Genomic DNA, 13,142 nt, shown 5'->3' with positions numbered 1-13,142 from the left:
CCATGACCGTAGCCGTGAACCCGACCGTCGAAATCAAGGTACTCGACGCCCGCCTGAACGACTGGGGCCTGCCAGCCTACCAAAGCGACATGGCGGCAGCCATCGACCTGCATGCCTGCGTGGATGGCCCCGTGACTATCGAGCCGGGCACGGCCGCGCAGCTGGTGCCTGCCGGGATCGCCGTACACATGGCCAATCCGTACATGTGCGCGACGATCGTGCCGCGCTCCGGGCTTGGCCACAAGAAGGGATTGGTGCTGGGCAATTCCATCGGCGTGATCGATGCCGACTACCAGGGTCAGATCATGGTCAGCGTGTGGAACCGCAATGCGCCCGGCACCGAGCCGATCGTCATCCAGCCCGGCGAGCGCATTGCGCAAATGATGTTCGTGCCGGTATTGCGCCCGGTTTTCACGACGGTGGAAACGTTCTCGGAAGATTCCGCGCGCGGAGCGGGTGGATTTGGATCGACCGGCGTGGCCCACGCCAAGGCAGGCTGAGCGCGTCGATCCACCACCGCGGGATCGCTCCGACCGACTACGCGCGCTGTTCGAAGATCAGCGCCACGCCGTTGGCCTGCGCAGCGGGGATCAGCGTGATGCTTGGCGACAGATCGATGGCCCGCACGCCGTTCGTGCGCCAGTGCGCGCGCGCCAGTGCCAGATCGGCCGTTGCGAGCCGGATTGCCGCATAGCCGGGCGTGGCGCGCTCAACCTGCGGCGCGTCCGTGGCATCGCCCAGCGCTTGCGGCGCGGTGATGACGAACGAGGCGCCATCGACGGCCAACACCGCGATCTCGCCCGTCGCGTGCGTGATCGGGGCGCCGGTCAGCGTGGCATAAGCCTGCGCCGTGCGCGCCAGATCGGCGGCCTCCACGACCAGATACGTCGCGCTAATCGCCTGTGCGCCGTTGGCGTGGCCCATCCATTCCGGACGCCAGAGCAATTCGGGCGTGCGATGTTCGCAGACGAAATACCGCGCCCCGGGGGCCTGATCCAGTGCGGTCACGCGGAACGTCGCCGGGTGCTCGCTGCCGTCGTCAAGCCGGACGGGCCGCGAAAACTCAATCGGATCCGACACTTCGAAACCCGCGGCGCGCAACCTGGCGGCCGTCGCAAAGGCGTCGCTGCTCTTGCACGACATCGCCGCACAACCGTCGCCGCGCTGCTGGGCATCCCAGTAATACTGGCGGCTGGGGCTCGGCGCCGTGACGTGCAGCAGTTCGAGGTAGTCGCGCCCCAGCATGATGCAGTGGTTTTGCGAGCCCAGCGTGTGATAGCCGCGCGGCGTCAGCGTGAAGCCGAGCGCGCGCCAGTTGGCAGCAGCCGCATCGAGATCGTTGCAAACGACCACGGCATGATCGAACGGTTCGGGCAGTGCGGGCATCGGTTATTCGAACTGGATATTGGCCTTGCGGGCCACGGCCTGCCACTTGTCATGCTCGTGGCGAACCAGGTTGCCGAGATCGGCGGGCGAGCCGACTGCGATTTCGAAACCCTGCGCGGTCAGCGCCTCCACCACCTTGGGCTGCTTGATCGCCGCGCCGAGTGCATCGTGCAGTCGCGTGACGGTGTCCGGTTGCATATTGGCCGGGCCGAATACGCCGATCCAGGAATAGGCCTCGAAGCCCTTGAAACCCTGCTCGGCCACGGTGGGCACTTGCGGCATTTGCTTGATGCGGCTGGTGCCGGTCACGCCAAGCACCTTGATCGTCTTGGCGGCAATATGCGCCTGGACAGCGGCATAGCTGCTGAAAAACAGGTCGACCTCTCCGGCCAGCACCGCCTGCACGGCCGGGCCGCCGCCCTTGTACGGCACATGCAGGAAATGTACGCCGGCATCGGTTGCCAGCGCTTCCGCCGCGAGCTGGTTCAGGCTGCCAATGCCAGACGATGCATAACGCACGGCGCCCGGATTGGACTTGGCCAAGGCAATGAGTTCGCGGACGTTCGATGCGGATAGCGCCGGGTTTGCGGCAATCACCAGCGGAAACCGCACGAGCTGCGTGATCGGCGTGAAGTCCTTGAAGGTGTCGTAGGGCAGGTTCTTGTACGCAAACGGATTGATGGCATGGGTGTCGAACGCCATCAGCAGCGTATTGCCGTCAGGCTTGGCGCGCGCCACGGTGCTGCTGGCGATCAGGCCGCCTGCGCCGGGCTTGTTGTCGACCACCACGGTCTGCCCAAGGCTGGTCTTGAGTCCGGGCTGAAGCTGACGAGCGACGATATCCACGCTGCCGCCCGGCGGGAACGGCAACACCATCGAGATCGGCCGGCTGGCGGCGGCGGGCTCCGCGGCATGGGCGGCTTGAACGAGACTGGCCAGCGACGCCACGGGCATGGCGCCCATCGGCAACGACTTGAGCAGCAGGCGGCGCAGCCGCGTGCGGTCTGGAGAGGACATCGGGGACTCAGGCTGGGTGGCCAAACGGCCACCGGACAAAAGGAAAGGCGGTAAGCGCCGTCCCGTATTTTGCCCGATGATCGGTCAACTTGCAGAATGACCGTCGCTGATCGCCCAAAACTGGAACAATCGGGCAAGAAAACGGCCGGGACATTGCCCGGCCGTTGTGTCGATGCCGCACCCGGTGCGGCGCCCTCGGAGCGTGCTCAGGCTTCTGCGCGCTGTTCGCTCTCCGGCGCCTCGGGGGGCTCCGGATCGGCTTCCGAAAAGCTCAGCAGGATCTGGTCGTTGTCGTCCAGATCGACCGCCACCTTGCCTCCGGTCAGCAGCCTGCCAAACAGCAGTTCGTCGGCGAGCGCCTTGCGGATCATGTCCTGGATCAGGCGCTGCATTGGCCGTGCACCCATCAGCGGGTCGAAACCCTTCTGGGCCAGATACTTGCGCAGCTTTTCCGAGAAACTGGCTTCCACCTTCTTCTCGTGCAGCTGCTCTTCCAGCTGCATCAGGAACTTGTCCACCACACGCAGGATGATCTCCTCATCGAGCGCACGGAAGCTGATGGTGGCATCGAGCCGGTTGCGGAACTCGGGCGTGAACATCCGCTTGATGTCGGCCATCTCGTCGCCCTGCTCGCGCGCCGTGGTGAAACCGATCGTCGCCCGGTTCATCGTTTCGGCTCCCGCATTGGTGGTCATGATGATGATCACGTTGCGGAAGTCGGCGCGACGGCCGTTGTTATCGGTCAGCGAGCCATGGTCCATCACCTGCAGCAGGATATTGAAAATATCCGGATGCGCCTTCTCGATCTCGTCGAGCAGCAGCACGCAATGCGGCTTCTTGGTGACGGCCTCGGTCAGCAAGCCACCCTGGTCGAATCCGACATAGCCCGGCGGCGCGCCGATCAACCGGCTGACCGCATGGCGCTCCATGTATTCGGACATGTCGAAGCGCAGCAACTCGATGCCCATGATGAACGCCAGTTGCTTGGCCACTTCGGTCTTGCCCACGCCGGTCGGGCCGGAGAACAGGAACGAGCCGATAGGCTTGTCGGTCTTGCCCAGCCCCGCACGCGACATCTTGATCGCCGCGGACAGCGCCTCGATCGCGGGATCCTGACCGAACACCACCGATTTCAGGTCGCGTTCCAGCGTCTGCAGCTTGCTGCGATCGTCCTGGTTGACGCTCTGCGGCGGAATGCGCGCGATGCGCGACACGATGTCCTCGATCTCGCCCTTGCCGATCGTCTTCTTCTGCTTCGACTTCGGCAGGATCCGCTGCGCGGCGCCCGCCTCATCGATCACATCGATAGCCTTGTCCGGCAGATGGCGGTCGGTAATGAAGCGCGCTGACAGTTCGGCGGCGGCAGTCAGCGCCGACGCCGCGTACTTCACGCCATGGTGTTCCTCGAAGCGCGATTTCAGGCCGCGCAGGATCTGCACGGTCTGGTCGACCGACGGTTCGACCACGTCGATTTTCTGGAAACGGCGCGACAGTGCGGCGTCTTTTTCGAAAATGCCGCGATATTCGGTGAACGTGGTCGCGCCGACGCACTTGAGCTGCCCCGACGACAGCGCCGGCTTGAGCAGGTTGCTGGCGTCCAGCGTGCCGCCCGACGCGGCGCCCGCACCGATCAGCGTGTGGATCTCGTCGATAAACAGGATCGCGTTCGGATTGTCCTTGAGCGACTTCAGCACACCCTTCAGGCGCTGTTCGAAATCGCCGCGATACTTCGTGCCGGCCAGCAACGCGCCCATGTCGAGCGAGTACACCGTGGCCTTTTCAAGGATATCGGGCACTTCGTTCTTGGTGATGCGCCATGCCAGGCCTTCGGCGATCGCGGTCTTGCCTACGCCGGCCTCGCCCACCAGCAGCGGATTGTTCTTGCGCCGGCGGCACAGCACCTGCACCACGCGCTCGACCTCGCTGTCCCGGCCGATCAACGGGTCGATCTTGCCGGCCTTGGCCAGCGCGTTCAGGTTCTGCGTGTATTGCTCGAGCGGGCTTTCCTTGCCGTCGCCGCCCTCGCCCTCGGCATTGCCTTCGCCGTGCTTGGCGGGCTCCGCCTGATCCTTGCGGATACCGTGGCTGATGAAGTTGACCACGTCCAGGCGCGTCACGCCCTGCTGCTGCAGGTAGTACACCGCGTGGGAGTCCTTCTCGCCGAAGATCGCCACCAGCACGTTCGCGCCGGTGACTTCCTTCTTGCCGTTCGACGTCGATTGCACGTGCATGATGGCGCGCTGGATCACACGCTGGAATCCCAGCGTGGGCTGCGTGTCCACCTCGTCCGTGCCGGGCACGACGGGCGTGTTATCGGCAATGAAGTTCTTCAGACTGGTGCGCAAGTCCTCGATATTTGCCGCGCACGCGCGCAGCACTTCGGCCGCCGTCGGGTTGTCGAGCAACGCCAGCAGAAGGTGTTCCACGGTAATGAACTCGTGGCGAGCCTGGCGTGCCTCGACAAAGGCCATGTGCAGGCTTACTTCCAATTCTTGCGCAATCATGCTTCCTCCATCACGCACTGCAGCGGGTGGCCCGCCTGCCGCGCATGGGTTGATACAAGCTCGACCTTGGTCGCCGCGATATCCCGCGTGTAGATACCGCAAACGCCCTTGCCTTCCCGGTGAACGGTCAGCATGATCTGCGTCGCCGTTTCCCGGTCCCTGCTGAAATACTGCTGCAGGATCATCACGACAAACTCCATGGGAGTGTAGTCGTCGTTGAGCAGGAGCACCTTGTACATCGCCGGCGGCTTGAGCTGCTGCTCTTTCCGCTCGATTACCGTGCCTGCATCGCGTTGGGGGGTGTTCGCCAGCCGTGTCGCCATGGCTTTTATTCTAACCCTTACTCACAAGTCTGCAATTTGGGGAACTGGACCCGTATTCAAGTCCCGCTCATTGGAAAATTCCGGAGGTGGGCCACCGTACAGAAGCCGCCCAGCGCACGTTTGCGGTGCATCCGGTTGCCGCCGCGCACCGTACCGGACCGGAAATGCCTGCGCCGCAACGGGACGGACGAATCCGCGCACCACGGCAGCTAAGGTACCATCTGCGGCCGTTTCAATCCCGCCACACCCCACGCCGAGTGGGGAATCTGCCAACTTGACAGTGTGTAGGTTTGCCAGAAAAATCGATCGCACATCTGCTCCCGGCCAGCGAGCCAAGCATACAGGCCGGATCGGATGTTTCCGTGAGCAGGGAGGCCCACGACCGGCGTTGGCCAGTTGTTACCGGCCCGCATCCAGGCGGGCGCCGAGCGACTGACCACGCGAATTTCATTTGCGCGGCGCTGTTGTTGCAGCCCCTCCGGGGATTGCATGCACAAGCCCGTCGAGGTGGTGTTCGGCTGGCCATTGGTTTCCCCGCTTGAAATCAGCTTTTTCGTTGGGGGAGTTTATGGCAAGCGGTATCGTCAAATGGTTCAATGACGCCAAGGGTTTTGGCTTTATCAAGCCGGACGACGGCGAGGAAGAACTGTTTGCGCACTTTTCGGCCATTCAGATGGCGGGTTTCAAGACGCTGAAGGAAGGCCAGCGCGTTGTGTTCGAAGTCGTGCAAGGCCCGAAGGGCAAGCAAGCGACGAACATCCAGGACGCCAACCAGTAAAGTGCGCCGCGACCGAACGCGCCATAGAGCGGTGTCGGTCCATGCGGATGTGAAGGGAATGTTCTTCCCTTCGGAACGGGATCCTGTGCGACGGTGGACCACGTCCTGCCGCAGCACGCTGCAATAGCGGTACGCCAGCATCCGACAAGACGCCCGGCGCATGTCATCCATGCGCCGGGCGTTTCTGCTTTTGTTTCCGCATTGGCGGAAGGATGGAAAAGCGGCTGCTTGGGCCGCCCTTCGATGCCACACCCGACCGGGCCGCGATGTTCGCGCGCCATCCGGACCGGGCCATCCGGCGTCACATGTTGTCGATCATTACCTGCCCGAACCCGGAGCACGATACCTGCGTGGCACCTTCCAGAAGTCGCGCAAAATCGTACGTGACCTTCTTCGACTGGATCGACTTCTCCATCGCGTCGATGATCAGGTCCGCAGCCTCCGTCCATCCCATGTGACGCAGCATCATTTCCGCGGACAGGATTTCAGAGCCCGGATTCACATAGTCCTTGCCCGCGTACTTCGGCGCGGTGCCGTGGGTGGCTTCGAACATCGCCACGGAATCCGACATGTTCGCGCCGGGCGCAATCCCGATCCCGCCGACCTGCGCCGCAAGCGCGTCCGAAATGTAGTCGCCGTTCAGGTTCAGGGTGGCGATCACCGAATATTCGGCCGGCCGCAGCAGGATCTGCTGCAGGAAAGCGTCGGCGATGGCGTCCTTGACGACGATGTCGCGTCCGGTCTTCGGATTCTTGAACTTGCACCACGGGCCGCCATCCACCAGCTGGGCGCCGAATTCCTGCTGCGCGAGTTCATAGCCCCAATCGCGGAAGCCGCCTTCCGTGAATTTCATGATGTTGCCCTTGTGCACCAGCGTCACGGACGGCTTGTCGTTGTCGATGGCGTACTGGATGGCCTTTCGCACCAGGCGCTGCGTGCCCTGCTTCGACACGGGCTTGACGCCGATGCCGGACGTGTCCGGGAAACGGATCTTCGTCACACCCATTTCGTTGCGCAGGAAGGCGATCAGCTTTCGCGCGCCCTCGCTGCCGGCCTCCCATTCGATACCCGCGTAGATGTCTTCGGAGTTCTCGCGGAAAATCACCATGTCGGTCTTTTCGGGCTCGCGCACGGGCGAAGGCACGCCCTTGAAATAGCGAACCGGGCGCAGGCAGACGTAAAGGTCAAGCTGCTGGCGCAGCGCCACGTTCAGCGATCGGATGCCACCGCCGACGGGCGTGGTGAGCGGACCCTTGATCGACACCACATATTCCTTGACGACGTCGAGCGTTTCGTCCGGCAGCCAAACGTCCGGGCCGTAGATGCGGGTCGACTTCTCCCCGGCGTAGACTTCCATCCAGGCGATCTTGCGCTTGCCGCCGTAGGCCTTGGCGACCGCTGCATCCACCACCTTCAGCATCACCGGCGTGATATCCACGCCCGTTCCGTCGCCTTCGATGTACGGGATGATCGGGTTGTCGGGCACGTTCAGCGAGAAATCGGCGTTGACCGTGATTTTTTCGCCTGCCGGCACCTTGATGTGCTGATACATAATCGTCTCCAACTGCGGATGGGGTGATGACTGCCCGGGCTTGCCGCCGGGCCACGCGATTGTGTTGTGCGAGGCATTGTAGCGGGCGTTTCAGCCTCGTCACATGGCGGCGGACCTGCAGGCCGTGCACCGCCAAGTATCTCGCACATGTCTTATATAAGACATAAGACTATTCTCAATATTATGCATAAAGCGATGGCGCGCGCCAACTTGCGGACGCGGAATACTGGCGCGCGCGGCCTTGGGAGATAATGCGCGCCCATGACCCTGATCGCCCTCAACAAGCCCTTCCAGATGATGAGCCAGTTTTCGGCGCACCCCACGCGCGCGACGCTGGCCGATTGCGTCGATGTGCCCGGCGTGTACCCGGCGGGCCGGCTCGATGCGGACAGCGAAGGCTTGCTGCTGCTGACCGATGACGGCGCGTTGCAGGCGCGCATTGCCGATCCCCAACACAAACTCACCAAGACCTATTTCGCGCAGGTGGAAGGCGTGCCGGACGAGGCGGCGCTGCGGCTGTTACGCAGCGGGGTGGATCTTGGCGATTTCAAGACGCTGCCCGCGAAAGTGTCGATCGTTGACGCGCCTGCATGGTTGTGGGATCGGGATCCGCCAATCCGGTTTCGCGCCGCCATTCCTACCGCCTGGATTCAACTCGCGATTCGCGAAGGCAAGAATCGTCAGGTGCGTCGCATGACCGCGGCCGCGGGTTATCCAACGCTGCGACTGATCCGCGCATCGATCGGCGATGTGTCGCTGCCCGCATTGCATCTGAGGCCCGGCCAATGGTGCGAACTGGATGTGCGCACATTAGGACTTACACACAACGTTTCGCCTGTGCGCAAGACAAAACCTGCACAGACGGCGCGGGTGATGCAGGTAAAACATGGTTACAAATCCCGGCCGACATGACGTCAACGCACAACGCAAGCGCGTCGTTTTTGCGAGTGACACGTCTACTGCGCGTCAAACCTTCCAAATACTGGATACAAATTCTTCGAGGTACTCGCAATGAAAAAACTGATCGCTGCCCTGGTTGTTGGCCTGTTCGCTACTGGCGCCTTCGCCCAAGCTTCGGCACCCGCTGCTGACACTGCAGCGCCGGCCGCCAAGGAAGCCGCGAAGCCGGCGAAGACCACCAAGAAGAAGTCCACCAAGAAGAAGCACGCCAAGAAGGCGGAAGCTTCGGCACCGGCCGCTCAGTAAAGGCGGCACGCGCGCGGGCGGCGGCGCAAGCCGCGACCCGCGTGGATGTGAAAGGCAGGCACGTTCGACACGTCCTGCCTTTTTTCATGTCCGCGCACCCGCTGCCGCCGACACACACCTGATCGGCTGCGCTATGCTTTGGCCTGCTGCGGACTCTCAACGACCAGAATCAACCCATGCACATCGTGCTCAAGTCTCTGCTTGCCATCGGCGCCACGGCGCTCACCGGCCTGGCCCACGCGCAGGCGGCAATGCCCGTGATTCCCTTGACTGCCGGAATGTACGCGATCCAGGCCGAAGTGGCGGCGACCCCGGAACAGCGTGAACGCGGGCTGATGTACCGCAAGAGCATGCCCGCCAACGCCGGCATGCTGTTCCTGTTCGACGAAAAGGCCGGCCACTGCTTCTGGATGAAGAACACGAACCTTCCGCTGTCGATCGCCTTTCTGGCCGACGACGGCAGCATCGTCAATATCGAGGACATGGCGCCGCAAACGGAGGACAACCACTGCCCGCGCGCAGCGGTCCGTTATGCGCTGGAGATGAACAAGGGATGGTTCGCGCAGAAGGGCATCAAGCCCGGCGCAAAGATCGGCGGCCTGCCGCAGCCGCGACAGGCGCAGTGAGACGCGGCGGCGCAGCGCGCCGCGCGATCAATCGCGGAAGTTGTTGAAATCGAGCGGCGCTTCGGCAACGTCCTTGCGCAGCAACGCAATCACCGACTGCAGATCGTCGCGCTTGGTGCCCGTCACGCGCACCGCATCGCCCTGGATGCTGGCCTGAACCTTGATCTTGCTGTCCTTGATCATGCGTACGATCTTCTTGGACAAATCTCCGGTCACGCCCTTCTTGATCGTGATGACCTGCTTGACCTTGTCGCCGCTGATCTTCTCGACCTTGCCGTAGTCCAGGAAGCGCACATCGACATTGCGCTTGGCCATCTTGTTGATCATGACATCCTTGACCTGGCCGAGTTTGAAGTCGTCATCGGCGAACGCGGTCAGTTCGCCTTCCTTTTGCTCGACACGGGCGTCGGAACCCTTGAAGTCGAACCGCGTGGAAATTTCCTTATTGGCCTGTTCCACGGCGTTCTTCACTTCGACCATGTTGGCTTCGCAAACTACGTCAAACGACGGCATATCGATTCTCCTGGTGTTGCGATGGCGCAGCCGGCAAGCGGCGGCGATCCGGATCGGTTACGTATAATCGGGGGCTGCCCCGGTCCGGGGTTCTCCTCCCGTCCTTGCATGGCAGATTTCCACGAATTTTATCCCCTGCGCACCCACAATACATTCGGGTTCGATGCCCAAGCGCGTCTGGCAGCCCACATCCGCAGTGAATCAGATCTGGTGGACGCCCTGCGCGACGCTCGCATCGCCGGCATGCCCGTGGTGGTGCTGGGCGGCGGCAGCAACGTGGTATTGACCGGCGACCTCGATGCCTGCGTGTTGCTGATGGAAATCCCCGGCTATGACGTCACGCAGGACGACGAAGCGTGGCTCGTCACGGCCGGCGCGGGCGAAAACTGGCACGCGCTGGTCGGCCGCACCGTTGCCGATGGCATGCCGGGGCTGGAAAACCTGGCGCTGATCCCAGGCACGGCCGGCGCGGCCCCGATTCAGAACATCGGCGCCTATGGCGTGGAACTGCGCGAGCGCTTTGAGCGCCTGCGCGCGTTCGATCGTCAGTCGGGCGAGTTTGTCACACTCGATCTGGACGCGTGCGCTTTTGGATATCGGGACAGCCTGTTCAAGCACGAAGGCAAGGACCGCTACATCATTACCGCGGTGACCCTGCGTCTGCCCAAGGCGTGGCGCCCGGTGCTCAACTACGGTGAACTGGCGCGCGAACTCGCGGCCCATGGATCGCCTAGCGCCGCGCAGGTACGGGATGCCGTGATCGCCATCCGCTCGCGCAAACTGCCCGATCCCAGCCAGATCGGCAACGCCGGATCGTTCTTCAAGAATCCGGTCGTCGATGCGGTCAAGCGCAACGCCTTGCTCGACGAGTATCCGGCGCTGGTGAGCTATGCGCAGCCCGACGGCAGTTACAAGCTCGCGGCGGGCTGGCTGATCGACCAGTGCGGATTCAAGGGATTCGACGACGGTCCGGTGGGCGTCTATGACAAGCAGGCGCTGGTGCTGGTGCACCGTGGCGGCGGCAGCGGGGCCGCGCTGCTGAATCTTGCCCACCGCATCGCCGATGCGGTGCAGGGGCGTTTCGGTGTGCGGATCGAGCCGGAACCCGTCATTCTCTGAGTTCCGGCGCAAGCGGCGCGAAAATCAGGCGAAATGGCAGACGTAGTCGAGCGTGTCGGTCACCTCGATGTCGAAGCTGCTGTTGCCCGGTACGTCGAACTGCTGGCCAGCGCCGTAGGTCTTCCATTCTTCCGAACCGGCCAGACGCACGCGGCAGCTGCCCGCGTTGACTTCCATGATCTCGGGCGCGCCGGTGTTGAAGGTCAGCGATGACGGAAAGATCACGCCCAGCGTCTTGCGGGTGCCGTCGGCAAACAGCACGGTGTGGCTCACGCACTTGCCATCAAAGTACAGGTTGGCCTTCTTGACGACGGACACATTGTCGAACTGGCTCATTTCAATCTCCTCGAATCGATCGGTTCAGGTTTCGTAAGACGTAAAAAAGGGAGCCTGCGCGGCCCCCTTCCATTGATGCTGGCACCGCCTCAATAGCGGCCGCAGAGCAGGTATTCCATCAGCGCCTTCTGGACGTGCAGGCGGTTCTCGGCCTCTTCCCACACGACGCTGCGCGGGCCATCGATCACCGCGGCCTCCACTTCCTCGCCGCGGTGGGCGGGCAGGCAATGCATGAACAGCGCGTCGGCGCTGGCGCGGTCCATCATCGGCGTGGTAACCATCCAGTCCTTGAAGGCGCGCTTGCGGGCTTCGTTCTCGGCTTCGAAACCCATGCTGGTCCACACGTCGGTGGTCACCAGGTGCGCGCCGGCGCAAGCCTCGAGCGGATCGGCAAACACCTTCACGCGCGACGCGGCGCTGGCCGGCACCATGGCAGGGTCGAGCTGATATCCCGGCGGCGCGGAGAAATGGAACGTGAAGTCCAGCCGTTCGGCAGCCTGGATCCACGTGTACGCCATATTGTTGGCGTCGCCAATCCACGCCACGGTCTTGCCGGCGATGCTGCCGCGCTGCTCGATGTACGTAAAGATATCGGCCAGCACCTGGCAGGGGTGGTATTCGTTGGTCAGGCCGTTGATCACCGGTACGCGCGAGTGCGCGGCAAAGCGGTCGATGATCTCCTGCCCGAACGTGCGGATCATGATGATGTCGACCATGCGCGAAATCACCTGCGCCGCATCCTCGATCGGCTCGCCACGACCCAGTTGCGAATCGCGCGTATTCAGGAACACCGCATGGCCGCCCAACTGGTGGATGCCCGCTTCGAACGACAGGCGGGTACGCGTGGAATTCTTCTCGAAGATCATGGCCAGCGTGCGATCGTGCAGCGGATGCCAGGTTTCGTAGTTCTTGAACTTCGCCTTCAGAATCCTCGCGCGGTCCAGCAGGTACTCATATTCCTCGGCACCGAGGTCGCTGAACTGGAGGTAATGCTTGATCGGGGATGGGCTCATAAAACAAAGAAGGCGGCTCGCTGGGGACTCGTGGCCGGCGCGCCGGGAACGGCAATCGCCTGGGACCAGAGCGTGTCGCGGAGCCGCCTTGCGCGTCGCTTACGCAATGTAATTGCAAGAATCATAAGGGATTATTCCAGCTTTGGCGAGCCCGCTCCGTTAACCCGGACAGGCGCCGCGCGCGCCCGGCTGACAGGTTCCCGACAGGATTTCCTCCTATGCGCAAGTCTTATATAAGATATAATACTGGCTGATTCACGCGGGGCCCGGCATACCCTTGCCGACCGCCCGCCGCCGGCATCAAAAGTGCCCCCGCCGAGACCATCGCCCCGCTGCAAATTCCGGATGCACGCGAACCAATCGCTCAACGGATGCGTCAAACGGGCGCCCGTTCAAGGCGGGTTTACCGTCGAGTCACCAAGCAGATCCCCGCAGTCCCATGACCACCCCCCAAGTTCGCGAATACTTCATCCAAGGCGTTACCAAGGAAGGCAAGACCTTCCGCCCAAGCGACTGGGCTGAACGGTTGTGTGGCGTGATGGCGCAATTCCGCCCTGCTGGCGACACTGGGGATCCCCGACTGACCTATTCGCCGTATGTACGGCCGGTGATCGTCGCGGGCGTCAAGAACGTGGTGGTCGATACGCGGCTGCGCGAAATCGAGCCGAAAGCGCTCGATTTCGTGCTGAACTTTGCGCGCGACAACGACCTGCAAGTGGTGGAAGCCTGCTCGCTGGGCGAGTGAGCATCTGCCGCCCGCCGCCTGCGG

At 62.9% G+C, this 13,142-nt stretch carries 15 protein-coding genes; 7 read left to right on the top strand and 8 right to left on the bottom strand.

The window, feature by feature from the left end:
• The first annotated feature begins 2 nt into the window (after positions 1-2).
• Complete coding sequence (gene dut / locus F7R19_RS05535; RefSeq protein ID WP_150979596.1) at positions 3-500, top strand: dUTP diphosphatase; 498 nt, start codon at positions 3-5, stop codon at positions 498-500.
• Positions 501-537: 37 nt separating this feature from the next.
• Here dut and F7R19_RS05530 read toward each other — a convergent pair whose 3' ends face one another.
• The 4 genes from F7R19_RS05530 to clpS all read right to left on the bottom strand — a co-directional run bounded on the left by F7R19_RS05530 (position 538) and on the right by clpS (position 5,230).
• Complete coding sequence (locus tag F7R19_RS05530) at positions 538-1,386, bottom strand: VOC family protein (protein ID WP_150979595.1); 849 nt, start codon at positions 1,384-1,386, stop codon at positions 538-540.
• A gap of 3 nt (positions 1,387-1,389) precedes the next feature.
• Positions 1,390-2,403, bottom strand: coding sequence for a tripartite tricarboxylate transporter substrate binding protein (locus tag F7R19_RS05525; protein WP_150979594.1), 1,014 nt, complete (start codon positions 2,401-2,403; stop codon positions 1,390-1,392).
• Positions 2,404-2,609: 206 nt separating this feature from the next.
• A complete protein-coding gene (clpA, locus tag F7R19_RS05520; RefSeq protein ID WP_150979593.1) occupies positions 2,610-4,907 on the bottom strand; it encodes an ATP-dependent Clp protease ATP-binding subunit ClpA in 2,298 nt (765 codons plus the stop codon).
• Positions 4,904-5,230: an ATP-dependent Clp protease adapter ClpS gene (gene clpS, locus F7R19_RS05515; RefSeq protein ID WP_061952890.1), complete on the bottom strand. Its 327-nt coding sequence runs from the start codon at positions 5,228-5,230 to the stop codon at positions 4,904-4,906. Before clpS ends, clpA begins: the two co-directional genes overlap by 4 nt.
• Positions 5,231-5,798: 568 nt before the next feature.
• Here clpS and F7R19_RS05510 point away from each other — a divergent pair.
• On the top strand, positions 5,799-6,008 hold the full coding sequence (locus F7R19_RS05510) for a cold-shock protein (protein ID WP_061952892.1): 210 nt from the start codon (positions 5,799-5,801) through the stop codon (positions 6,006-6,008).
• A gap of 301 nt (positions 6,009-6,309) precedes the next feature.
• On the opposite strand, the gene icd is transcribed toward F7R19_RS05510, so the two are convergent.
• Positions 6,310-7,560, bottom strand: a complete 1,251-nt coding sequence (gene icd, locus F7R19_RS05505; RefSeq protein ID WP_150979592.1) for an NADP-dependent isocitrate dehydrogenase — start codon at positions 7,558-7,560, stop codon at positions 6,310-6,312.
• 261 nt (positions 7,561-7,821) lie between these two features.
• On the opposite strand from icd, the gene F7R19_RS05500 reads away from it, so the two are divergent.
• The 3 genes from F7R19_RS05500 to F7R19_RS05490 all read left to right on the top strand — a co-directional run bounded on the left by F7R19_RS05500 (position 7,822) and on the right by F7R19_RS05490 (position 9,392).
• Positions 7,822-8,472 carry a pseudouridine synthase gene (locus F7R19_RS05500; protein ID WP_061952897.1) on the top strand — a complete coding sequence of 217 codons (651 nt, stop codon included), beginning with the start codon at positions 7,822-7,824 and terminating at the stop codon, positions 8,470-8,472.
• 99 nt (positions 8,473-8,571) lie between these two features.
• Positions 8,572-8,766, top strand: coding sequence for a hypothetical protein (locus tag F7R19_RS05495; RefSeq protein WP_150979591.1), 195 nt, complete (start codon positions 8,572-8,574; stop codon positions 8,764-8,766).
• Positions 8,767-8,942: 176 nt separating this feature from the next.
• Positions 8,943-9,392, top strand: coding sequence for a DUF192 domain-containing protein (locus tag F7R19_RS05490; RefSeq protein ID WP_061952901.1), 450 nt, complete (start codon positions 8,943-8,945; stop codon positions 9,390-9,392).
• A gap of 27 nt (positions 9,393-9,419) precedes the next feature.
• Here F7R19_RS05490 and F7R19_RS05485 read toward each other — a convergent pair whose 3' ends face one another.
• Positions 9,420-9,905 (bottom strand): YajQ family cyclic di-GMP-binding protein, encoded by a 486-nt coding sequence (locus tag F7R19_RS05485; RefSeq protein ID WP_061952902.1) that lies wholly within the window; start codon positions 9,903-9,905, stop codon positions 9,420-9,422.
• A 108-nt stretch (positions 9,906-10,013) separates the two neighbouring features.
• Between F7R19_RS05485 and murB the strand changes: the two genes are divergently transcribed.
• Positions 10,014-11,024, top strand: coding sequence for a UDP-N-acetylmuramate dehydrogenase (murB, locus tag F7R19_RS05480; RefSeq protein ID WP_150979590.1), 1,011 nt, complete (start codon positions 10,014-10,016; stop codon positions 11,022-11,024).
• A 24-nt stretch (positions 11,025-11,048) separates the two neighbouring features.
• On the opposite strand, the gene ppnP is transcribed toward murB, so the two are convergent.
• Together ppnP and argF are read right to left on the bottom strand one after the other, a co-directional pair.
• Complete coding sequence (ppnP, locus tag F7R19_RS05475; protein WP_061952906.1) at positions 11,049-11,360, bottom strand: pyrimidine/purine nucleoside phosphorylase; 312 nt, start codon at positions 11,358-11,360, stop codon at positions 11,049-11,051.
• An 89-nt stretch (positions 11,361-11,449) separates the two neighbouring features.
• Entirely contained in the window at positions 11,450-12,373 is a 924-nt protein-coding gene (argF, locus tag F7R19_RS05470) for an ornithine carbamoyltransferase (protein ID WP_061952908.1), read from the bottom strand.
• Positions 12,374-12,812: 439 nt separating this feature from the next.
• Between argF and F7R19_RS05465 the strand changes: the two genes are divergently transcribed.
• Entirely contained in the window at positions 12,813-13,118 is a 306-nt protein-coding gene (locus tag F7R19_RS05465; protein ID WP_061952910.1) for a DUF3579 domain-containing protein, read from the top strand.
• Positions 13,119-13,142: the final 24 nt, after the last annotated feature.

This window comes from Cupriavidus pauculus (assembly GCF_008801835.1).
In the GTDB taxonomy this organism is placed as follows: Bacteria; Pseudomonadota; Gammaproteobacteria; order Burkholderiales; family Burkholderiaceae; genus Cupriavidus; species Cupriavidus pauculus.
This window is presented reverse-complemented; position numbering and strand designations above follow the sequence as displayed.